The organism is Streptomyces rubellomurinus, assembly GCF_000961885.1.
In the GTDB taxonomy this organism is placed as follows: domain Bacteria; phylum Actinomycetota; class Actinomycetes; order Streptomycetales; family Streptomycetaceae; genus Kitasatospora; species Kitasatospora rubellomurina.
In genome coordinates, this window is sequence record NZ_JZKH01000050.1 from 33,094 (window position 1) to 54,809 (window position 21,716).

The following is a 21,716-nucleotide window of genomic DNA, read 5'->3' on the forward strand; positions in this document are numbered from 1 at the left end:
CGGAACGGCTGCTAGCCCGGCAGCGAGTCCATGAAGGAGCTGACCGAGAACACCGCCTTGCCCGGACCGGCCGGCCCGTAGCCGGGCGGGGAGGAGAGGCCGAACTCCTCCAGCGTCCCCCGGTAGGCCTGCAGCAGCCGGATGTGGTACTCCAGCGGCGCGCCGTTCGGGTTGGCCTTGCCGAGCGGGGTGGTCGGCTCCGGGCACCAGGTGGTGAAGCGCGGCACGACCCCGTGCGACATGAAGTAGCGCAGGCCCTCCTGGGTGGAGGCGATCGCCTCGTCCACCGTGGTGAAGCCGTGCGGCGCGGCCATCTCCACGCCCGCCACGAAGTTGGGGATCACGTTCTCCGGGCCGAACACCTCGGTGGAGTCCAGGATGCGGCGGTGCCACTCGTCGCGACCGACGTAGCGCTCCTTGCCCGGGCAGTACAGCTCGAACAGCCGCTTGTCCCACACCTCGAAGTTGGGGTGGTAGATCCGCACGCCGTAGTCGTGGAAGCGCTGGACGTCCGCGCGCGGCAGCGCCTGGGCGACCACCTTGCCGATCCACCGGCCGGGGAAGCGCTCCTCGATCGCCTTCGCGTACTGCCCGTAGAAGTCCGCCTCGTCCCGGCCGCCGACCTGCGAGGTGATCGCCCCGCCGGTGAGGGTGTAGGCCTGGGAGGCGCGGGCGGTGTCGTGCTTGTCGATCAGCTCCAGCGCCTCCAGCACCTCCTCGACCGGCTTGACCCCGGTGTACGGGCGGCCGGCCGCCTTGTGCTGGCGCCAGTTGTGGTTGATGTCGCAGTACTGGCACTCCTCCTTGGCGCCGAAGTACTGGCAGACCCGGAACACCGTGAGGTAGATCAGGTAACCCCACTGGATGGTCGGGGCGACCTCCATCACCGACTTCCCGTTGGCGAGGGTGTGCCGGTAGTAGTCCGGCATCGGCGGCAGGCCCACGTCGGCGATCCGCACGCCGTCCAGGTAGAGGCCCAGCGTGCCGTCGTCGCCGGCGCCGACCCGGTACGGCGAGTCCGGGTTGACCCGCACCGACACCACCGTGCGGCGCAGCCCGTACGGGCCGCCGGTGAGCACGACCTCCTCCGGCGGGCGGTTGAGCGCCGCCGCACCCAGCTCGGGCAGGGTGCGGTGGTCGAAGGAGAAGATGAAGTAGGACTTCGGTTTGACCTCGCCGCCCCCGGCGCCGGTGCTGCCGCTGAGCGCGGACTCGTCGAAGGCCATGCCGCCGCGCAGCAGGTCCTCCTTGATCACCGCCTCCCGGGGGACGTCGGGGAAGCGGCCCATCAGGTCCTCGACGAGTGCGGTGCGGCTGCCGGCCTGGCTGTCCATGCGCTGGTCTTCCTTCCTGGCACCGCTCCTGCACGGCGCCTGGGGCCATTCTTCTCCTCCTTACCCCGCCCCCGCGCACGCGGGCCCGGTCGACCGGGCCCGCGTGCGCGGCGTCATCACCGACGTGGAACCGGAGTGGCCGACGTGGATGCCGACCGACCCGGACTCGCCGGGCCGGATCGACGCCTCGACGATGCTGGCGTACGGCCTGATCCCGGAGGCCAACAAGGGCGCGATCGTGCATGCGCCGCTGCCGACCGTGCCGCAGCCCGGCGGGGTCACAGCAGCGCAACCGGGCACAGCGGCCGACCTCTACGGGCAGCGGCATTGGGAGGTGACTCCCGCGGGTGGTGTGCGGGAGTCACGGGCCCGGCTCGGCAGGGGACGGTTACGGCTCGTCGATGCTGGGCGATTCGATCACAACGTCGTCGCCATGGAGGGGGATGCTTTCTTCCAGCCGATACCTGGCGGCGGCCTCCCAGTTCTGCGCCGCGCCCTGGCCCTGCCGGAGGAGGAGCGGGAGCGGATGCGACGGGCCGCGCACGCCCGCGTGGTCGCCGAGCGGGACGCCACCGCGCACCTCGCCGCGCTCCTTGCCCGGTTCTTCCCGGCTGCCGGCGGCTGCGCCGGTAGACTCCCCGGTCATCCGGTTCCGGATGCCCGTCAGCCGCGGTCACAGGCCACCACCAGCCAGCTCGACCCCCTGGAGGCCGCGCGATGACGTCCCTGCCGCTGCTGCTCGTCGACGGCCACCACCTGCTGTACCGGGCCTGGTACGGGTTCGCCGCGCGGATTCACAGCCGGGACAAGCAGCACGACCGCACCGGCGTGTTCGGCTTCGCCGCGCTGCTGCGCAAGGCCCAGCTGCAGCACGCTCCCGGCCATGAGGTCTTCGTGGTCTTCGACGCCGAGAACGGGACCCAGGAGCGCGTCGAGCAGGACGACGCCTACAAGGCCAACCGCGCCGCGCAGCCGGACCCGGGCCTGATGGAGTCCCTGATCCACGTCAAGGCTGCCCTCGACGAGAGCGGAGTGCGATGGATCGAGCAGGACGGCTGCGAGGGCGACGACGCCATCGCGACCCTCACCGTCCTCGCCCGCCGCCACGGCCGGCCCGTGGACGTGATGAGCGGCGACAAGGACTTCCTGCAGCTCCTCGCCGACACCGAGGTGCGCCTGCTGAACACCATGCTCGCCGAGCACCGCCGGTACAGCACGGGCCTCGATGTCGTGGCCCGCTACAGCGTGAGCGCCTCCCAGTGGCCCGACTACCGGGCTCTGACCGGCGACCCCGCGGACAACATCGCCGGCGTACGCGGCATCGGCACCAAGACCGCCGCCCGCCTGCTGCGCGAGGGCCGCTCTCTCGAGCAGATCCCCGCCGACGAGCTCCGGCCCACCTGGGCCGAGCAGTGGCCCGACGCGCTGCGGTGGCGCGAGATGATCCGCCTCGACCACAAGGTCGACCTGCCCGACGAACTCCTCACCGGCACACCGACTCCGGCCCTACCCCGAGCGGCGCTCCTCCTGGAGAGGCTGCGGCTGTGGTGACCGCGCCCGGCACCGTGCTGGGGGAATTCGACGACCCTCGGACACCGGCGGTACGGCAGCCGAACACCCGCCTCCCGCCGGCCCGGTCCGCTAGTCTCACCAGGTCTGCACCGCAGAAGCCCGGCCAGCGCCCCGGACCAGGCGCGCGAAGGCCGTCCCATGCACCGCATCACCCCCGCACCGGCACAGGCGGAATGCCTCACCGCGTTCGCCCGCCTGCGCGCAGGATCCCCCGCAGACGCGTTCGAGATCGGCGAAGGCTGCAACTTCTACCCGCCATCGCCCGATCTCGGCCGTCACCTCGGCGCACTGCTGCACAGCCTGGCCGCCCAGGGCAACCTCTCCCGATACCGTGACCCTTTCAAAGGAGGCGCCAAGGCGGCCTTCGCCGACCTCACCTCGGCACGGCTCGGCATCCCCCTGACCGCGCAGGACGTCACCTTCCTCCAAGGCGGCACCGAAGCCGCCAGCCTGACCATCTGCCACCTCGCGGCCACCGGCCACAGCCTCACCCTGCCCATCCCCAACTACTACGGCTTCGACCACTCCGCGGGCCGCTGGGGCGCACGCGTCGCGGCCTACTACCGTCACGACGGCGCCGTCCACCACAACCGCACGCTGCTCCGCAACCGAACCGCCCTCGTCGAGGTTCTCCCCAACGGCGTCACCGGCACATTCTTCAACCGACCTGGTGACCGCCCGGACTTCACCCTCCTCGACCTCGTGTTCCAAGTTGGCGCCCACCACGAACCCCTCGCCCTGGAAGCCGCGATCCAGTCCCGGGTGCGGGCCCTCGACCTCACCAGCAGCGCGGTCATCATGACCGCCTCGAAAGACCTCGCGATGCCGGGTCTGCGCGCCGCCGCGATCATCACCCGCAACCGGGCACTGCAGCAGCACCTGACCGCGGACGCCTTCGACCGCGCCCCCACCAGCGCCCCGCTGACCTCGCTCCTGATGGTCCTCTACGCAGCCCTCCTGCATGCCGTCAACGGCCCGCCCGAGAACCTCGACAAGCGCCACCACATGGCACAGCAGATCGTCCAGGACCATGGCCTGCCCCCTCTGCCTGACACCGCCACGACCCACCGCGTGCAAGCGCACCTGGACGGCATGGCCCGGCGCTTCCGCAGCAACAGCGTGCTGCTCACCGAAGCGGACAGCCCCCTCACCTTCGCAGACGGCCTGGCCCCAACAGCGGGGTACTCGGCGTTCCCTCGCCTGCGCCTCGATGAAGGGGACTTCCTGGGCTGGGTCCGCCGGTGTGGAGCGAACGGGCTACGGCTCAATCCCACGGTCCTCCACGCCGGCACCGCCGCCGCCTGGACAGCTCTTCACCCCGGCCGGAACCTGCGTGTCAACCTGTCCGAGTCCGCGGCACGGACGGCGACGGGACTGCAACGGCTGCATGCCGAGCTGGAGCGCTCAAGGCTGTATTGAGCAGGTGTTTTGTGAGCCGGTCGGGCAGTGGGGGCGAGAGCCACGGGTCTGGGCAACGAGATTCAGAGCCACCCTGGCTGAGGTGCGCGACACGCCGCGTTCGGAGGAGTGTCGTCGACTGGTTCGGTTGGCAGCGACACGCTGCGCCGTTCCCGCACGGCGCCTGGGGCCATTCTTCTCCTCCTTACCCCGCTCCCGCGCACGCGGCCCCGGTCGACCGGCTGTGGGCGCCGGGCCGGGTCACTAGCCGGTGGGCGCGCTGTGCAGGTCGATCAGCGTGCGCACCGGGAGCGGCAGCCAGTCGCCGGCGGGCGGGCGGCTTCGGGAGAGGTGCTCGACGATCTGGGTAGGGGTCGGACGGCGGTGGGGGTCGTGGTCGAGACAGCGGACGACCAGGTCGGCCAGTTGGGCCGGCAGCAGACCGAGGACGGACTCCGAGACCGCACTGTCGTCCAGCGGCACCGCCCCTCCGGCATGGCACAGCACCATGCCGAAGGCGTAGACGTCCGTGGCGAACGTGACCGGTCCTCCGATGTACTGCTCCGGGGCCAGGAATCCCCGCGTGCCGATCACCTGGTCGGAACCGGTGAGCGTGGTGCCGTCGAGTGCCCGGGCAATGCCGAAGTCGATGACGCGAGGCCCGGTGCCGGAGATGATGATGTTGCTCGGCTTGAGGTCGCGATGGACGATGTTGCAGGCATGGATCCCCTCCAGCGCCTCGGCGACACCGGCGGCCAGGGTGTGCAGACTCCGACTCGGCAACGCACCGAAATGCCTCAGGACTTCGTGCAGAGGCAGGCCGGGGATGTACTCGGTGATCAGCCAGGGCGGATCGCCCTGCGGGTCGGCGGCGACCACCGACGCGGTGTGGAATCCACCGACCCGGCGCACGGCCTCGATCTCACGGCCGAACCGCCGTCGGAACTCGGTGTCCGCGGCCAGCTCCGGCCTGATGACCTTCACCGCGACCAGGCGCTCACCGGCGGAACGCCCGAGGAAGACCGTCCCCATACCCCCCTCGCCCAGCCGAGCTGTCAGCTGGTAGCGGCCGATGCTGCGCGGGTCGTCCCCCCGCAACGGTTGATGGCTGGGCCCGAGCAACGCCTGCGGGGGCAGCAGCGGCGCGGCCGGTGTTCCCCCGTCCACCCCGACGACGGCTCCCGCAACCGCCCCCGCGTCGGCGCGCAGCGCCGCCGCTCTCGCCTCGCCCTCGGCCCTGAGCACCTCGGCCTGCTTCTCGCCCTCGGCCTTGAGGATCTGCGCCTGGCGCTGGCCCTCGGCGGTGAGGATCGCGGCGCGCTTGTCCCGCTCGGCGCGCATCTGCTTCTCCATCGAGTCCTGGATGGAGGTGGGCGGCTCGACCGTCCTGAGCTCGGCGCGGTTGACCCGGACGCCCCACCTGCCGGTGGCCTCGTTGAGGCCGCGGAGCAGGCCGGTGTTGACGACCTCGCGGGAGGCCAGGATGGTTTCGAGGTCCATCGAGCCGATGATGTTGCGCAGCGTGGTGCCGGTCAACTGCTCGATCGCCTCGGCGTAATCGGCGACCGCGTAGGTGGCGGCCCGCGGGTCGGTGACCTGGTAGTGGACCACCGTGTCGATGTTGACGACCAGGTTGTCCCGGGTGATCATCGGCTGCGGCGGGAACGGCACGACCTGCTCGCGCAGGTCGATCCGGGCGCGGACGCGTTCGATGAACGGGATGACGAGGCGCAGGCCGGCGTTGAGCGTGCGCCTGTAGCGGCCGAAGCGCACCACGATCGCGGCGCGGGCCTGCGGGATCACCCGGATCGGTCGGGCCAGGGCCAGCGCTACGACCAGCGCGATGAGAAGGATGAGTACCGGCTCCACTGCGGCCCCCTCGCCCGTCAGCACATCGGACATGCGATCCGGACGACGTCCGGCAGTGTCCGGGCCCGAAGTCTGACAGACGCGCATCGTGATGCCTATAGCCCGGCCGGCCGGGGTGAGGCTCAACTCCCGTGCGGTCCAAGACGGTGCCGACTTCTCCCCCCTCACGGGGGTGGCCGGGCGCCGGGGGCCGGGGGGCTACGCGCTCGCACCGATCCGGGCGGCGGCGGTGCCGAGGCCGACCGGGCCGCGCCGCAGCAGGGTGGGCAGGGTGGACTGGGTGCGGAAGTCCGTGTAGCGGCCCGTCCGGAGGTGCCAGGCGAGCCACCCGGCGATCCAGTCCTGCCAGGCCCGGACGTGGCCGGTCAGTGCCGCGCGGTCCTCGGGCGAGAGCCGCATGTCGTCCGACAGGGCCGGGAGTTCGTTGTCGCGGATGGACTCGAACTCGCGCAGGCGAGCGGTCAGGATGCCGTTCACCACGTCGACGGCCCGGGGCAGGTCACAGTCGGCGAAGCGCTGGAGCGCGATCAGGCCGTTGTGCACTTCGTCCTCGTGCTCGACGTCGAGCTGGTACGACACGATGTCGTTGGACCAGCCCGCCCAGTCGGCCACCGCGGCGTGCAGGCGGCGCACTGGGCGGCTCTCTCCCGGACCCAGCGCAGGCTGTGGGCGCGGGCCGTCTCCAGATGGGGGTTGAGGCGGGCGGGCCACGGCATGGAGAAGTCCGGCATCGTCATCGTCGTCACTGCGCGTTCCCTCGGGAAGCTCGTATCCGCGGCGGGCCGGTGTCGGACCGCCGACGACGGGCGATCCGCATTCGAACAGCCCCCGCCGTGACCGGCCCAACGCGCCACCAGTGGTCAGGACACGGGGGAGGGCGTGAAGTTGACGGTGCGTGGCGACGACCCACCGGCCCGGGTGCCGAACGGTGAGGCCGGGACAGGGGGCGCGCAGATGCATGACAAGGGCGCGTCCACACGCAGTCGGCAGGAACGTTCACCTGATCGGGTGTAGAAGATCGTCCGTTGCGATCCGGAACGCGCTTTCGCGCCTACGGTGGGGGACCGAGCGAGACGGGGTCCGAGGTGTGGATTTCCCCTTCGCGGCAGGCGGGGTGATGACCCGTCATATCTTGCGATCCTTCTCAGAGGAGGCTCCATGCCCCTGCGCACCACAACGGGCTCACCGCCCGCGGACGTCCTCGCCGCGGGGGTGGGCGCATGAACGCCACCGCCATGGAACGGATCCTGCGCGGGCCCAGTGGACTGGGCACCGCCGGGCTGCAGTTGACGCCTCCGCCTGCCGCGGCGGCGGAGGCCCCGGCGGCCGAGGTGCCCGAGGCCGTCGTGCCCGAGGTCGAGCCGCCGAAGATCCAGGCCCCGACGATCAAGGCCCCGGAGGTGCACGTCCCGGAGGTCCACGTCCCGGACGTCCGGGCGCCCGAGGTCCGGGCCCCCGAGGTCGAGGTGCCGTCCGTCCCCGGGCCGGCCGTCCCCGGCCTGCACGTTCCCGGCCTGTCCGCGCTGCTCGGCACGACCCTCGCCCCGGCCCCGGCCGAGGCGCCGCGCGGGGGCAAGCCCGGGCTCGGCGACCCGATCCCCGGCCTGTACCACCACCCGATCGCCGAGCCCGACCCGGTGCGGGTGGAGGCGCTCAGCCTGAAGATCAAGGCCTGGGCGATCGACGAGATCGAGCTCTACCCGCCGGAGTGGGAGAAGGACTTCGACGGGTTCTCCACTGGGCGCTACATGGTGGCCTGCCATCCGGACGCGCCCAGCGTCGACCACCTGATGCTCGCGGCCCGGCTGATGGTCGCCGAGAACGCGGTGGACGACTGCTACTGCGAGGACCTGGGCGGGTCGCCGATCGGCCTGGGCAGCCGCCTGCTGCTCGCGCACACCGCGCTGGACCCGCTGCACACCACGCCGGAGTACCACCCGGCCTGGGAGGCCTCGCTCTCCTCCGACGCGGCCCGGCGCTCGTACCGCTCGGCGATGGACTACTTCGTCCGCGCCTCCACGCCGTCCCAGGCGGACCGCTTCCGGCACGACATGGCGCGGCTGCACCTGGGGTACCTGGCCGAGGCCGCCTGGTCCGAGACCGACCACGTCCCGGAGGTGTGGGAGTACCTGGCGATGCGCCAGTTCAACAACTTCCGCCCCTGCCCGACGATCACCGACACGGTGGGCGGCTACGAGCTGCCCGCCGAACTGCACGCGCTGCCCGCCCTGCAGCGGGTGATCGCACTGGCCGGCAACGCCACCACCATCGTCAACGACCTGTACTCGTACACCAAGGAGCTGTCCAGTCCCGGACTGCACCTGAACCTGCCCGTGGTGATCTCCGAGCGCGAGGGCGTCTCCCGCAAGGAGGGCTACCTGAAGGCCGTCGAGGTCCACAACGAGCTGATGCACGCCTTCGAGGCCGAGTCCGCCGCGCTGGCCGTCGCCTGCCCGGTGCCGACGCTCGTGCGGTTCCTGCGCGGCGTGGCCGCCTGGCTCGACGGCAACCACTACTGGCACCAGACCAACACGCACCGCTACAGCCTGCCCGACTTCTGGTAACGACCTCGCGTCGCGGCAGCTACCTCGTCCCGCAACCACTGTTGAGAATCTTGGAGTTGACCACATGTCCCTGACCGACGATCTGACCACCGCCACCGACGCCGCGATCCCCGGCCCGGCGACCCCCTACCAGGGCGACATCGCCCGCTACTGGGACCACGAGGCGCGCCCGGTCAACCTGCGCCTCGGTGACGTCGACGGTCTGTACCACCACCACTACGGCATCGGCGAGATCGACCAGGCGGCGATCGGCGACCCGGCCGACAGCGAGCGCGAGAAGAAGGTCATCGCCGAGCTGCACCGCCTGGAGTCGGCGCAGGCCGACGTGCTGCTCGACCACCTCGGTGACATCCGGCCCGACTCCACCCTGCTGGACGCCGGCTGCGGGCGTGGCGGCTCGATGGTGATGGCCCACCAGCGCTTCGGCTGCAAGGTCGAGGGCCTGACGCTCTCCACCCAGCAGGCCGAGTTCGGGAACAAGCGCGCCGCCGAGCTGGGCATCGGCGAGTTCGTGCGCTCGCGGGTCGCCAACATGCTCGACATGCCGCTGGCGAACGGCAGCATCGCCGGCTCGTGGAACAACGAGTCCAGCATGTACGTCGACCTGCACGACCTGTTCGCCGAGCACTCCCGGGTGCTCGCGGTCGGCGGCCGGTACGTCACCATCACCGGCTGCTGGAACCCGAAGTACGGCCAGCCGTCCAAGTGGGTCTCGCAGATCAACGCGCACTTCGAGTGCAACATCCACTCCCGCCGCGAGTACCTGCGGGCGATGGCCGACAACCGCCTGGTGCCGCAGGCCGTCATCGACCTCACCCCGGACACCCTGCCCTACTGGGAGCTGCGGAACACCACCTCGCTGGTCACCGGCATCGAGGAGGCGTTCATCGAGTCGTACAAGGACGGCTCCTTCCAGTACGTGCTGATCGCGGCCGACCGGGTCTGACCGGACGCGCCCCCGCCGGGCGGCCTCCCCACGCTGGTGCGGGGAGGCCGTCCGCCTCCGTTCCCCGGAGGTTCCCCCGGGGTGCCCCCGGGGTTCCCCCTGAGCTTCCTCCCTCGGTCTCAGCTCCTCGGCCGCCTGGTGAAGGTGAGGTGGGTGATGCCGCTCGGGCTGCTCACCACCTCGGTGTCGAAGCGCTCCTCCAGGCCCTCCAGCCCCTCCCAGAGCGACTCGCCCCGGCCGAGCACGATCGGCACCACGGCCACGTGCAGGTGGTCGATCAGGTCCGCCGCCAGGAAGGCCCGGACGGTCCTCGGGCCGCCGCCGATCCGGACGTCCTTGCCGCCGGCCGCCTCCCGGGCCCGCCGCAGCGCCTCCTCCGGCGTGGCGTCGAGGAAGTGGAAGGTCGTGCCGCCCGCCATCTCCAGGCTGGGGCGCGGATGGTGGGTGAGCACGAAGACCGGCGTGTGGAACGGCGGGTTGTCGCCCCACCAGCCCTGCCAGTCCTCGTTCTCCCAGGGCCCGCGCTGCGGGCCGAACTTGTTGCGGCCCATGATCTCCGCGCCGATGCCGTCGGCCCAGGTGCGGGCCAGCGCGTCGTCCACGCCCGTCTCGCCACCGGCCTGGCCGGTCATCCGCCGGAAGGTGCGGGTCTCGAAGAACCAGCCGTGCAGGCGGTGGCCGGCGTGGCCGAAGGGTTCCTCAAGGGTCTGGCCCTCGCCGGTGCCGTAGCCGTCGAGGGAGATCGAGAAGTTGTGGACCCGGACCAGGGACACGGTGGTACCTCCTGCTGCTCGGACGTCGTTGCGGGGCCACGCTAACGCCTGGGTGTGACATCGTGACGCTGCGTCACGCACCGGATATCGGTGTCGGCGAGATCGGGCGCAGGGCTAGGCTCACCCGTCGTGGCAGAAACGATCAAGCAGCTGGTGGACGGGCTGGCCGGGCGGCGGGACTACTTCGGTGACATCTGCGATCACCTCGACGCGCACCTGGCGCGCGGTGACACGGCGTACCTCGAGGAGTTCGCCCTCGCGCTGCACACCCGCTACGGCTCCGGATGGGTCGACGCCGAGCTCCATTTCCTGTTCAACCGGATCCGCTGGGACGTGACCACCACCCCCGGCCGCGCGAACGTGGAGCGCGCGCTGTCGCTGGGCCTGGGCGCCTGGGAGCGCGGCGGGCGGCCCGAGCGCGTGGCCGCCGCCGTGCTGGCCCAGTACCAGCCGCTCGCCGCGCTGGGGCCGGTGTTCGTGGCCGACCCGGGCGCCCGGCGCACCCGGCGGGTGCGGGAGGAGCTGCGGGCCTGCCTGGTGCACGAACTGGTGCTGCGCGGCGCGCCGGTGGCCCGGCTGCGCGAGGCGGTGGCCTGGGCGGAGGCCTCCCCGCAGTGGGCCGACCACCCCCTGGCCTGGCTGCCCTGGACGCTCGCCCCGTTCGAGGGCGAGCCGGCGGTGCCAAAGTTCTTCCGCGGCGGGATGGCCGGCGGGGTGGGGTACGGCCTGCCGGAGGGCGAACCGCTGGCCGGCTCGGGCGCATCGGCCGCCGTGCCGGTCGAGATCGGCGAGGATGCCCCCGACCTGACCGCCGCCGTGCGGCGGTGGGCCCGGCGGCACAACGGGCGGATCGAGGCCGCGGTGTTCCTCGCCGACGCGGAGCTCGCGCCGGACGCGCTGCCCGGGACGCTGGCGGAGCTGCCGCTGGACTGCCTGGACGGGCTCCGCATGCGGCCGATCGTCGTCCCGACCGCGGCCACGGAGGTCTGGCAGCGCCTGTTCGCCGCCGCGTCGGTCGGCGGTGGGCACCCGAACGAGTTCTGGCACGGCGCCTACGGACGGCTGGCCGCCTGGCGCTCGATGGCCGCGCTCGCGGGCGCGGACCCGGACGCGCCGCCGGAGGAGGTGATCCGGCGGGTCGAGGACTGCACCTGGTACGGCTTCAGGGTGTCCACCGACTGGTGGGTCGAGGACTTCATGGACTTCGGTGTCCTGGCCCTCGGTCCCGGCCGCCGCCGACTCGCCGTGTTGGCCGCCACCGACTACAACGGCGGCTGACGCGGCCTCGCCGTACCGGTTCAAGTCATCGGCCGGTACGGCGAGTTGACCGGAGGTGAAGACTCCGAACGTGCCTTCCGGCCGGCCGGGGCGGCCGCCATGCTGTGGGCATGACCAGAACTCTACGCGCGTGGAAGACCCGCGCCGCCGTCACCGCCGCCCTCGCCCTGGCCGTCGTCGCGCCGCTCGCCGTCGCCACCGAGGCGCAGGCCGCGACCAGCGGCTCGGTGTGCCTGTCCGCCCTCCCGGCGCAGGCGCACACCACCCTCGACCTGATCGCCTCCGGCGGGCCGTTCCCGTACCGCCAGGACGGCGTGGTGTTCACCAACAAGGAGGGCGTCCTGCCGAGCCAGCGCTCCGGCTACTACCACGAGTACACCGTGGTGACCCCGGGCGCGCCGACCCGCGGCACCCGCCGGATCGTCACCGGCCAGCGGTACCACGAGGACTACTACACCGGCGACCACTACGCGACGTTCCGGCTGATCAACTTCGGCTGCTGAGGCCGCTGAGGCTGCTGAGGCCGCTGAGGTCGCTGCGCCCTCGGACCCCGGCCCTCGGACCCCGGCCCGCCCGGCCGGGGCCCGCTGCCGTTCCCGGGCGGGGTAGGGTCGGCGGTCGTACTGTCCGAACCCCCGGGAAGAGCCCCCCGTGCCGCAGATCCTGATCGACCACTCGCCCGAACTCGCCCTCGACCGGGCGGCCCTGGCCGCCGAGCTGCCCCGGGCGATCGTCGAGGTGATCGACACCACCGTGGCGGACTGCAAGACCGTCTTCCGCCCCGCCCCGTACGCCGTGGCCGGCGACGGCGCGAGCGGCGAGGCGGTGGTGCTGGTCGAGGTCAAGATCCTGGCCGGCCGGACCGTCGAACAGCGCGCCGCGCTGACCGCCGGGGTGCTCGACGTGCTGCGGGCCCGGATCGCCGTCCCGGCATCGCTCGGCGTTCAGGTCACCGAACTCGACCGCGACACCTACCGGTTCGTCCACCACCCCGGCCGGTGACCGACCGGGGACCGGGCGGCGTCCCGCCCGGTCCCCGCCCGGCCGTCGTACGGGGGCCGGCGTCAGTCGCTCTGGCAGCGCGTCCCCGCCGCCGGCACCGTCCCGTCGACCAGGAAGGCGTCCACCGAGGCGCGGATGCACGTGCTGGCGCCGTACGCCGTGTGCCCCTCGCCCTCGCGGGTGAGCAGGACGGCGTTGCCCAGCTCCTGGGTGAGCTTCTCGGCCCAGGCGTACGGAGTGGCCGGGTCCCCGGTGGTGCCGACGACCACGATGGGGGCGGCGGCGGTGGACTTGATCGCGTGCGGCTTCTCGGCGGAGCGGAACGGCCAGATCCGGCAGTCCGGGTCGAACAGGGCCGCGTTCGGGTCGTGCTTGCTGACCAGCGGGGCCTTGGCGGCCAGGTCCGTGAGCGCGGCCTGCAGCTGCGCGCCGGTGGGGGCGTCGGTGGCGCCGTCCGCGCAGTGGATGGCGGTGTACGCGTCCGCCGAGTCCGCGTAACGGCCGTCCTTGTCACGGCCGTTGTAGCCGTCGGCGAGGTCGAGCAGGTAGTCGCCCTTGCCGCGGGCCATCGCCCAGCCGAGGGCGTTGCGCAGCCCGCTCCAGGCCTTCTCGCCGCCGTAGAGCCGGCTGAGCACGCCCGTCCAGCCCTCGTTGGCGGTCAGGGTGCGGCCCTCCGCGCCCTTGAGCGGCTTGTCCTTGAGGCCGTCGAGGAAGTCGGCGAGCTTCTGCACGGCCTGGTCGGCGTCCTTGCCGAGCGGGCAGGCGTCCTTGGTGACGCAGTCGGCGGCGAAGGCCTTCAACGCCCGCTCGAAGCCGGCCTGCTGCTCGATGTTGTGCTGCACCAGCGTGGTGGCGGGGTCGGTGGCGCCGTCCAGGACGAGTCGGCCGACCTTGTCCGGGAACTCCTCGGCGTAGAGCGAGCCGAGGTAGGTGCCGTAGGACATGCCGAGGTAGCTGAGCTTCTGGTCGCCGAGGGCGGCGCGCAGCACGTCCATGTCGCGGGCGGTGTTGCGGGTGCTGACGAAGGGCAGCACCTTGGCGTACTTGGCCTGACAGGCGTCGGCGAGCTGCTTGCCGTGGTCGGCCCCGGGCTGGTCGGTGCTGATCCAGGAGTCGCGCGCCTGGTCGTCGAGGCACTTGAGCGGGCTGGTGCCGGCGACCCCGCGCGGGTCGAAGCCGACCAGGTCGAAGCGGTCGTGCAGCGGGCCGTCGGAGCTCTTGGTGGAGTTCTTGACCATGGAGACCCCGGAGCCGCCCGGGCCGCCGGGGTTCATCACCAGCGAGCCCACCCGCTGGTCGGGTTTGGCGGCCGGGAAGCGGACCACGGCGACGTCCAGGGTGCCGGTGGCCGGGGCGCTGTAGTCCAGCGGGACCTGGAGGGTGGCGCACTGCAGGGCCGGGTCGTCGGCCGAGTCGCCCTTGCAGGCCGCCCAGGCGAGCTGCTGGCCGTAGAACGTCTTCAGTGCCGGGTCGTTCGCACCCGTGGGCTTGGGCGTGGGCGTCGGCGCGGGGGTGGCCGTCGCGGTGGTGGCGCTCGCGGTGGCGGGGGCCGTGGGGGCGGCACTGCCGCCGCCCCCGCTGGTGCAGCCGGCCAGCAGCGCGGCGGCGGTCGCCGCGGCGACGGCGGCGGGCAGGGCGCGTCGGGAGGTCCTGGTGATCATCGAATTCACGACACAGAAATACCATCACCTCATGACACCGGGCACACGGGATTCCGGGCCCGGTTTCCGTTCGCCAACAAACCGGACGAACAGGACGCCGCGCACCCGATTCCGCCGCCCCGTCGGCGGTGTCATGCTGACGCCATGACAGATCGCCTCCTCAGTCCGGTCTCCGACGACCTCTCGGACGGCGGCGGCAGACGGCGGGAGTTGGCCGCGGCGACGGTCGGCTCGATCGTCGAATCCTTCGACTGGAACATCTACGCCGTTCTCGCCACCTACTTCGCCGCCGATCTGTTCGGCCACGGAAAGCACGGCGTCAGCGGCCTGCTCGCCGCGTACGCCACCTTCGCGGTCGGCTTCGTCGCCCGCCCGATCGGCTCCTACCTGATCGGCCGGCTCAGCGACACCCGCGGACGGCGCTTCGCGCTCAGCCTCGGCATGGTGGTCATCGCCGCCGCCAGCCTCGGCCTCGCCGCCCTGCCCGGCCGGCAGACCATCGGCGTCTGGGCGGCCGTCCTGGCCGTCGCCGCCCGGCTCGTGCAGGGCCTGGCCTTCGGCGGGGAGGCGCCGAGCGTCGCCGCGTACGTCACCGAGACCGCCCCGGCCCGGCACCGCTTCGCGTACAGCTCGGTCTCCTACGGCGGCGTCATCCTCGGCTCGCTGCTGTCCTTCGGGGTGCTCACGCTGCTCATCCACACCATCGGCAAGTCCGGCCTGGAGCACGGCGGCTGGCGTTGGGGCTTCGTCGCCGCCGGACTGCTCGGCCTGGCCGCCCTCTGGGTGCGCCGGGCGGCGCCGGAGAGCGCGGAGTTCCACCGCGCCCGGGCCGGACGCGGAGGCGAGCGGCCGCCGTTCCTGCGGACCCTGCGCACCCACCGGACGGCCGCCCTCACCGTCTTCCTCAACACCCTCGGCGGCACCGTCGGCTACTACTTCGCCCTGGTCTACCTGCCGCAGTACGCCGCGGCCTACCACGTGATCGGCAAGGAGGAGGCGGCCTCCTTCATGACCGCGGTGCTCGCGGTGGTGCTGGCCACCATGCTGCTCACCGGCGCCGCGGCGGACCGCTTCGGCCTGCTGCGGGTGGCCCGGATCGGGTTCACGCTGCCGATCCCGCTGGTCGGGGTGCTGCTGGCCGGGCTGCGCGGCGGCTGGCTGCCGTTCCAGGTCGTCGCCGTGCTGCTCGGCATGCTGGTGGCGACGGTGCTCGGCACCCTCAACGTGTTCACCGGCCTGCTGTTCCCCACCGAAGTCCGGGCGGTCGGCCTCGGCGTGGTCAACGCCGCCACCATCGCCGCCTTCGGCGGCACCTTCCCGCTGCTCGCCGAGTGGCTCGGCCACCACGACGGGCTCGGCCTCATCCCCGGCTACGTCACCGTCTGCACGGCGGGCCCGCTGCTCGGCCTGTTCACCGCGCTGCGGGTGCCGTCCTTCGCCGCGGCCGTCCGCCAGGGCGGGGCGGACCGGCCCCGGCGAACCGCCGGAACCGCCTGACGGCTGCCGATCCGCTGTGCTTGAGTGGTCCGGACACGCCGCACGGGGAGGCACCATGGACGACTACGAGCCGGAGAGCTGGCTGATAGGCGCCGAGTTCGAGCAACCGACGCAGACGGACCTGCACACCGACCGGGCCCACCCGGCGCGGGTCTACGACTACCTCCTCGGCGGGAAGACCAACTTCCCGGCCGACCGGGCGGTCGGCGACCGCGTCCTCGCCGACTGGCCGGGCGCCCGCGCCGCCACCGCCGCCGCCCGCTCGGTGATGCACCGGATGGTCCACCGGCTCGCCGCGACGCACGGCGTCCGGCAGTTCCTCGACGTCGGCACCGGCATCCCCACCGCACCCAACCTGCACGAGGTCGTCCAACGCGTCGACCCGGCCTGCCGGGTGGTGTACGTCGACAACGACCCGATCGTGCTCGCCCACTCCCGCGCCCTGCTCAGCAGCGCCCCCGAGGGCCGCACCGCCTACGTCGAGGGCGACCTGCGCGACCCGGAGAAGTTCCTCGCCGACCCGGCCGTCGCCGCCACCCTCGACCTCACCCGGCCGGTCGCGCTCACCCTGATCAACCTCGTGCACTTCCTCTCCGACGAGGCCGCGCACCCGCCCGTCCGGGCCCTGCTCGACGCACTGCCCGCCGGCAGCTTCCTCGCCCTCACCGCCGGCACCACCGACGCGGCCCCCGAGCGGGTCAGGCAGGGCTCCCGCCGCTACGCCGAGGCGGGCATGGAGGTCCACGCCCGCCCGCGGGACGGCGTCGAGCGGTTCTTCGCCGGGCTGGAACTCGACGACCCGGGCGTGGTGCTGATCAACCAGTGGCACCCGGAGCTCGGCGACGGCCCCGCGCCCACCGAGGAGACCCCGGCCTACGGCGGCATCGGCCGCAAGCCGTAGGGCCCGTCCGTCCGCTGATCCACCGTCAGTTCGCTGCGGAATAGTGATCGACTTTACGTGCGCATGCCATTTACAGTGCTCCGGAGTCGAAACCCCCACTCGGCAGGCGGAGTTCACATGACGATCCCACGCAGGTCCATCCTCAAGAGCACCTCCGCGGCCGGAGCCGCGCTGGTGGCCGGCGCCGCGGCCGCCCAGCCGGCCTCGGCCGACGACGGCGGCAACGCCGGCAACGGCAACGGCGACGCTCCCGCGAGCCCGCTGCTGCGGACCACCCCGCACCGCACCGGCACCCCCAGCGTCAGCGGCCTGCACCTGCAGTTCGGCACCGACGCCTCGACCGAGATGACCGTCTCCTGGATCACCCCGGTCTCCGTCCGCCGCCCGCAGGTGCGGCTCGGCACGGCCGGCGGCGAGCTCGGCCGGGTCTTCGAAGCCGAGACCCGCACCTACCGCGACGCCCTGGACAAGGCGGAGGTGTACGTCCACCACGCCCGGCTCACCGGCCTGCGCCCCGGCAGCACCTACCTCTACAGCGCCGGCCACGACGGCTCCGCCCCCGAGACCGGCAGCTTCACCACCGCCCCGCGCGGCCGCGTCCCCTTCACCTTCACCAGCTTCGGCGACCAGGCCACCCCCAACCTCCGCCGCCGGATCGTCTTCCCGGACGGGATGCCCTCACCGCTCGGCAAGTACCCCGTCTACATGAGCAGCCAGGTCGGCTCCCCGCACGCCGCCGACATCGTCGCCGCCGTCGAGCGCGTCGGCCCGCTGTTCAACCTGGTCAACGGCGACCTCTGCTACGCCTCCTACAGCGGCCGCCACGGCCAGAGCCGCACCGCCACCTGGGCCGACTGGTTCATCAACAACAGCCGCTCGACCCGGCTGCGCCCCTGGATGCCCTGCGCCGGCAACCACGAGAGCGAGAGCGGCAACGGCCCGATCGGCGCCCTCGGTTACCAGACCTACTTCGCCCTGCCCGACTCGGCCGCCGACCGCGACGAGGAGACCCGGGGCATGTGGTACGCCTTCACGGTCGGCTCGGTGCGCTTCATCAGCCTCGCCAACGACGACGAGACGATCCAGATGTCCACCGAGACCTACCTGCGCGGCTACTCCGGCGGCGCCCAGCGGCGCTGGCTGGAGCGCGAGTTGCGCGCGGCGCGGGGCGACCGGGGGATCGACTGGATCGTCGTCTGCATGCACCACCCGATGATCTCCACCTCGCTGAACGGCGCGGGCAGCGACCTGGGCCTGCGCGAGGCGTGGGGCCCGCTGTTCGACTCCTACGGGGTCGACCTGGTGGTCTGCGGCCACGAGCACTACTACGAGCGCTCCCACCCCGTGCGCGGCACCCTGCCCAACGACACCCGCACCCCGGTGCCCACCGGCACCGACCCGGCCCTGGCCGACACCGGCCGGGGCACCGTCCACATGATCATCGGCGCGGGCGGCAACGCGGCGACCACCCAGGACGAACTGTTCCAGGAGCCCAAGAGCCGGGTGGTCGTCGGCCTGGAGGACAAGCCGGCGCCGGGCGCGCCCAACCGCGAGTCGATCTGGCTCGTCGAGGACGCCCCCTGGGCCGCCTTCCAGGACCGCAAGAACACCCACGGCTTCGCCGCCTTCGACGTCGACCCCGGCGACCGGCGCGGCGGCACCACCACGATGCGGGTCACCTACTACACCTTCGACGGCCCGCACGGGGACCTCACCCCGGTGGACACCTTCACCCTGCACCGGCGCCGGACCGACGGGTAACCGTCGGCCCGGCCCGTGGTCCAGGGCTCACCAGGGTCCAGGGCTGAGCGGCGTCCAGGGCTCAGCGGCGGAAGAAGCCGGTCAGCACGTCCCACCAGCTGCGCCGCTGCGCCGGGACGGCGGCGGCCGGCCGCGGCGCCCCGGCGGGCCGGTCGGCACCGGCCGCCCCGCCGGCGTCGCCCGGCTCCGCCGCCACGGCGGTGGCCGCCGCGGCCACCGCCGCCGCGGCCTCGGCGGCGGCGCGTTCGCGCGCCTCGTCCTCGGCCACCGACTGCGGGTCCGGCTCGATCTCGCGCGGGGTGAACTCGACCGGCAGCGCCACCAGGTGGCGGGAGATCCAGGCCGAGGTCCAGACCAGTTCCTCCTCCGGCACGGCGAGCCGGACGTCCGGCAGCAGGGTGAGCAGGATGTCGATGCCCGCCTCGGCGACGTGCCGGCCGATGTCCTGGCCCGGGCACTCGTGCGGCCCGGCGCCGAAGGACAGGTGGGAGCGGTTGCCGTAGAGCGGGGTGGCCAGGTCGGGGCGGACCACCGGGTCGACGTTCCCGGCCGCGAGGCCGAGCAGCAGCAGGTCGCCGGCCTTGATCTGCTGGCCGCCGAGCTCGGTGTCGGTGGTCGCCCAGCGCCCGGCCACCAGGGACATCGGCGGGGAGTCCCACAGCACCTGGTCGAGCGCCTCGCCGAGGGTCATCTGGCCGCCGGACAGGTGGGCGCGGAAGCGCGGGTCGGTGAGGACCATCTTCAGCGAGTCGGCGATCAGGTTGACGGTGGTCTCGTTGGCGGCGAGCAGCACCACCCGCAGGTGCTCCATCACCTCGTCGTCGGTGAGCCCGGCCGGGTGCGCGAGCAGCCGGCTGGTGAGATCGTCGCCCGGGTCGGCGCGCTTGATCGCGATGGTGCGGCGCAGGCCGGCCACCACGTACTCGTTGCTGGCCACCGCCGTCTCGGTGCCCTTCATCAGGTCCCGGGCGGCGTCGACCAGTTGCGGGCCGTACTCGTCGGGCATGCCGAGCAGCTTGGTCATCACCAGCATCGGCAGGTGCTCGGCGAACTGGGTGATCAGCTCGGCCCGGCCGGTCCGCCCGACGACCTGGACCAGGTCGGTGGTGAAGCGCCGCACGTGGCGGCGGATGCCGCGCCGGTCGAAGCCGTTCAGGCCGTCCAGCAGGGCGTCGCGCAGCCGCCGGTGCTCCTCGCCGTCCGCGAACACGCAGATCGGCTGCCAGGCGACGACCGGCATCAGCGGCGAGTCCGGGGGGATCTCGTTGTTGCGGAAGGCCGTCCAGCGCCGGGAGTCCCGGGAGAACAGCGAGGGGGTGCGCATCACGGTGATGTTGGCGGCGTGGCCGAGGACCAGCCAGGCCCGGTGGTCGCCGTGCAGCAGCACCGGGGCGACCTCGCCGTACTCGGCGCGCAGCTTCTCGTTGAGGCCCGCCGGGTCGGTCTCGGCCTCCGGCCCGTACAGCCGGCGCAGGCCGCCGGGGCCGATCGGGTCGATCGCGGGGCGCCCGTGGGCGGGGCAGCCGGGCGGCGGGGTGAGGGCGGCGTCGCCGGGGAACGGGGTGGTCACAAGGTCTCCGGAATCAGGGATCGGGGGGAGGGCCGGTCAGCGCGGGGCGGGCACGGCGAGGTCGTACAGGTAGCGCATCAGGGTCATCAGGGCGTCCCGGCTGGACTCGCGGCTGCGCGCGTCGCACGGGACGATGGGCACGTGGGGCGGCAGGTCGAGGGCCTGGCGCAGCTCGTCCAGCGCGTAACTGGGCGCCTCCGGGAAGCCGTTGACGGCGACCACGAAGGGCACGCCGCGGTCCTCCAGCCGCCCGATCACCTCGAAGCTGACCTCCAGTCGGCGGGTGTCGACCAGGACGACGGCGCCGAGCGCGCCCTCGAACAGGCCGTTCCAGAGGAACCAGAAGCGCTCCTGCCCGGGGGTGCCGAAGACGTACAGGACGAGCTTGTCGTCGATGCTGATCCGGCCGAAGTCCATGGCGACGGTGGTCGCGGTCTTCTGCTCCACGCCGGTCGGGTCGTCGACGCCGATGCCGGCCTGGGTCATGGTCTCCTCGGTGGTCAGCGGGCGGATCTCGCTCACCGAGCCGACCAGCGTCGTCTTGCCGACGCCGAACCCGCCCACGATCACCACCTTGACCGCCATCGCGACGGAGTCCGGCAGGCGGTCCTCGGCCGCCGGGCCGACCACGGTGTCAGAGCCGTTGAAGTCCATGGATCACCGCCTCCAGCAGGGCACGGTCGGGGAGTTCCGCCCGGGGGACGGCGGAGCGGGCCTCGATCCGCCCGTCGTCGAGCAGGTCCGCCAGCAGGACGGTGACCACGCTCGTGGGCAGTTCGAGGTAGGCGGAGACCTCCGCGACCGACAGCGGGGAGCGGCACAGCCGGAGGATGGCCGCGTGCTCGGGCTGCAGGGTGGGCGTCGGCTCCGCGAGGGAGACGATCAGGGTGACCAGGTCGAAGACGCCCGGCCCGGAGGGGCCGCTGCGACCGCGCGTGATCACGTAGAGGCGATCGGGATCGGGGCCGTCCCAGCCGCTCTGGTCGGCTGCGGTCATGTGCTCGCCTCACTGTGCTCGGTCATGTCACGTGCTGCCTGTCGCCGTCAGGACGAGGGCGGTCACGCGACCGCCTCGGGGTTGCGCGGCGGGGCGGACAGGTGCTCGCCGATCCGGGCCACCAGGTCGCGCATCTGGTGGCTGACCAGGCCCGCGTCCACGCCCTCGTCGGCGAGCACCGCGAGGTAGGCGCGGTCACCGGCCGACATCAGGTAGAAGTAGCCGCCGTCCACCTCGATCACCACCAGCCGCATCGAGCCGTTCCCGTGCGGGAACTGCTGCCCGACCGCGCTCGCCAGGCTCTGCAGCCCGGCGCAGGCGGCGGCCAGCCGGTCCGCGGTGTCCGGGTCGGCGCCATACTGGGCGATCCGCAGGCCGTCCGAGGACAGCACGATGATGTGCCGCACGTACGGGACGCTGTGCGCGAGGTCGTTCAGGATCCAGTCCATGTTGTTGCGGTGCGGAATCACTGCTCGCCTTTCCCTGCCGTCTCTTCACTGGTCTGAAAACCGGTCCGACCGGACGAACCGGCGGACGGGCCGGTGCCCTTGTAGCCGTCCATGAACGCCTCCAGCCACAGGCCGGGCTCCTTC

General features: G+C 72.6%; 20 protein-coding genes and 1 pseudogene. 11 read left to right on the top strand and 10 right to left on the bottom strand.

From position 1 onward, the window contains the following. Nucleotides 1-11 precede the first annotated feature (11 nt). Complete coding sequence (locus VM95_RS23045; RefSeq protein WP_045699952.1) at nucleotides 12-1,334, bottom strand: radical SAM protein; 1,323 nt, start codon at nucleotides 1,332-1,334, stop codon at nucleotides 12-14. A gap of 103 nt (nucleotides 1,335-1,437) precedes the next feature. Here VM95_RS23045 and VM95_RS41755 point away from each other — a divergent pair, with 103 nt between their 5' ends. From VM95_RS41755 to VM95_RS23060, 3 genes are all read left to right on the top strand, one after another. After that, complete coding sequence (locus VM95_RS41755; RefSeq protein WP_045699953.1) at nucleotides 1,438-2,055, top strand: hypothetical protein; 618 nt, start codon at nucleotides 1,438-1,440, stop codon at nucleotides 2,053-2,055. Further along, complete coding sequence (locus tag VM95_RS23055) at nucleotides 2,052-2,885, top strand: 5'-3' exonuclease (RefSeq protein WP_052707512.1); 834 nt, start codon at nucleotides 2,052-2,054, stop codon at nucleotides 2,883-2,885. The genes VM95_RS41755 and VM95_RS23055 overlap by 4 nt, the downstream gene beginning before the upstream one ends. A 159-nt stretch (nucleotides 2,886-3,044) precedes the next feature. Beyond that, nucleotides 3,045-4,325, top strand: a complete 1,281-nt coding sequence (locus tag VM95_RS23060) for a PLP-dependent aminotransferase family protein (RefSeq protein ID WP_045699954.1) — start codon at nucleotides 3,045-3,047, stop codon at nucleotides 4,323-4,325. Nucleotides 4,326-4,568: 243 nt separating this feature from the next. Here the strand turns inward: VM95_RS23060 and VM95_RS44565 are convergent, their stop codons facing one another. The 3 genes and pseudogenes from VM95_RS44565 to VM95_RS23070 all read right to left on the bottom strand — a co-directional run bounded on the left by VM95_RS44565 (nucleotide 4,569) and on the right by VM95_RS23070 (nucleotide 6,806). Beyond that, entirely contained in the window at nucleotides 4,569-5,336 is a 768-nt protein-coding gene (locus VM95_RS44565) for a serine/threonine-protein kinase (protein WP_244178905.1), read from the bottom strand. Nucleotides 5,337-5,423: 87 nt separating this feature from the next. Continuing rightward, nucleotides 5,424-6,173 (bottom strand): annotated as a pseudogene (locus VM95_RS44570) (SPFH domain-containing protein); the annotation flags it as partial. Nucleotides 6,174-6,371: 198 nt separating this feature from the next. Next, a complete protein-coding gene (locus VM95_RS23070) occupies nucleotides 6,372-6,806 on the bottom strand; it encodes a terpene synthase family protein (RefSeq protein WP_045699956.1) in 435 nt (144 codons plus the stop codon). A gap of 587 nt (nucleotides 6,807-7,393) precedes the next feature. Here VM95_RS23070 and VM95_RS23075 point away from each other — a divergent pair. Both VM95_RS23075 and VM95_RS23080 read left to right on the top strand, forming a co-directional pair. Continuing rightward, entirely contained in the window at nucleotides 7,394-8,737 is a 1,344-nt protein-coding gene (locus VM95_RS23075) for a family 2 encapsulin nanocompartment cargo protein terpene cyclase (RefSeq protein WP_244178904.1), read from the top strand. 64 nt (nucleotides 8,738-8,801) lie between these two features. Continuing rightward, on the top strand, nucleotides 8,802-9,683 hold the full coding sequence (locus tag VM95_RS23080; protein WP_107073060.1) for a geranyl diphosphate 2-C-methyltransferase: 882 nt from the start codon (nucleotides 8,802-8,804) through the stop codon (nucleotides 9,681-9,683). A 119-nt stretch (nucleotides 9,684-9,802) separates the two neighbouring features. Here the strand turns inward: VM95_RS23080 and VM95_RS23085 are convergent, their stop codons facing one another. Beyond that, nucleotides 9,803-10,456: a dihydrofolate reductase family protein gene (locus VM95_RS23085; protein WP_045699957.1), complete on the bottom strand. Its 654-nt coding sequence runs from the start codon at nucleotides 10,454-10,456 to the stop codon at nucleotides 9,803-9,805. A gap of 129 nt (nucleotides 10,457-10,585) precedes the next feature. Between VM95_RS23085 and VM95_RS23090 the strand changes: the two genes are divergently transcribed. The 3 genes from VM95_RS23090 (at nucleotide 10,586) to VM95_RS23100 (ending at nucleotide 12,736) form a co-directional block, all read left to right on the top strand. Next, on the top strand, nucleotides 10,586-11,734 hold the full coding sequence (locus tag VM95_RS23090) for a DUF6183 family protein (protein ID WP_157882172.1): 1,149 nt from the start codon (nucleotides 10,586-10,588) through the stop codon (nucleotides 11,732-11,734). A 110-nt stretch (nucleotides 11,735-11,844) separates the two neighbouring features. Beyond that, entirely contained in the window at nucleotides 11,845-12,237 is a 393-nt protein-coding gene (locus tag VM95_RS23095) for a ribonuclease domain-containing protein (protein ID WP_078860401.1), read from the top strand. Nucleotides 12,238-12,385: 148 nt separating this feature from the next. Beyond that, nucleotides 12,386-12,736 carry a tautomerase family protein gene (locus VM95_RS23100; RefSeq protein WP_045699958.1) on the top strand — a complete coding sequence of 117 codons (351 nt, stop codon included), beginning with the start codon at nucleotides 12,386-12,388 and terminating at the stop codon, nucleotides 12,734-12,736. 62 nt (nucleotides 12,737-12,798) lie between these two features. On the opposite strand, the gene VM95_RS23105 is transcribed toward VM95_RS23100, so the two are convergent. Further along, nucleotides 12,799-14,397 carry an alpha/beta hydrolase gene (locus VM95_RS23105; protein WP_045699959.1) on the bottom strand — a complete coding sequence of 533 codons (1,599 nt, stop codon included), beginning with the start codon at nucleotides 14,395-14,397 and terminating at the stop codon, nucleotides 12,799-12,801. Nucleotides 14,398-14,541: 144 nt separating this feature from the next. Between VM95_RS23105 and VM95_RS23110 the strand changes: the two genes are divergently transcribed. The 3 genes from VM95_RS23110 to VM95_RS23120 all read left to right on the top strand — a co-directional run bounded on the left by VM95_RS23110 (nucleotide 14,542) and on the right by VM95_RS23120 (nucleotide 18,556). Beyond that, the gene (locus tag VM95_RS23110; protein WP_078860393.1) at nucleotides 14,542-15,894 is read left to right on the top strand and encodes an MFS transporter; all 1,353 of its coding nucleotides are present in this window, start codon (nucleotides 14,542-14,544) and stop codon (nucleotides 15,892-15,894) included. A 55-nt stretch (nucleotides 15,895-15,949) separates the two neighbouring features. Then, a complete protein-coding gene (locus VM95_RS23115) occupies nucleotides 15,950-16,795 on the top strand; it encodes an SAM-dependent methyltransferase (protein WP_078860395.1) in 846 nt (281 codons plus the stop codon). Nucleotides 16,796-16,912: 117 nt separating this feature from the next. Beyond that, a complete protein-coding gene (locus VM95_RS23120; protein WP_045699960.1) occupies nucleotides 16,913-18,556 on the top strand; it encodes a purple acid phosphatase family protein in 1,644 nt (547 codons plus the stop codon). 61 nt (nucleotides 18,557-18,617) lie between these two features. Here the strand turns inward: VM95_RS23120 and VM95_RS23125 are convergent, their stop codons facing one another. The 4 genes from VM95_RS23125 to VM95_RS23140 all read right to left on the bottom strand — a co-directional run bounded on the left by VM95_RS23125 (nucleotide 18,618) and on the right by VM95_RS23140 (nucleotide 21,572). Then, nucleotides 18,618-20,126, bottom strand: a complete 1,509-nt coding sequence (locus VM95_RS23125) for a cytochrome P450 (RefSeq protein WP_045699961.1) — start codon at nucleotides 20,124-20,126, stop codon at nucleotides 18,618-18,620. A gap of 36 nt (nucleotides 20,127-20,162) precedes the next feature. Beyond that, complete coding sequence (locus tag VM95_RS23130) at nucleotides 20,163-20,780, bottom strand: GTP-binding protein (RefSeq protein ID WP_045699962.1); 618 nt, start codon at nucleotides 20,778-20,780, stop codon at nucleotides 20,163-20,165. Next, nucleotides 20,761-21,123: a DUF742 domain-containing protein gene (locus VM95_RS23135; RefSeq protein ID WP_045699963.1), complete on the bottom strand. Its 363-nt coding sequence runs from the start codon at nucleotides 21,121-21,123 to the stop codon at nucleotides 20,761-20,763. Before VM95_RS23135 ends, VM95_RS23130 begins: the two co-directional genes overlap by 20 nt. A 62-nt stretch (nucleotides 21,124-21,185) precedes the next feature. Next, nucleotides 21,186-21,572 (bottom strand): roadblock/LC7 domain-containing protein, encoded by a 387-nt coding sequence (locus tag VM95_RS23140; protein ID WP_208615517.1) that lies wholly within the window; start codon nucleotides 21,570-21,572, stop codon nucleotides 21,186-21,188. Between the last annotated feature and the right edge of the window lie 144 nt (nucleotides 21,573-21,716).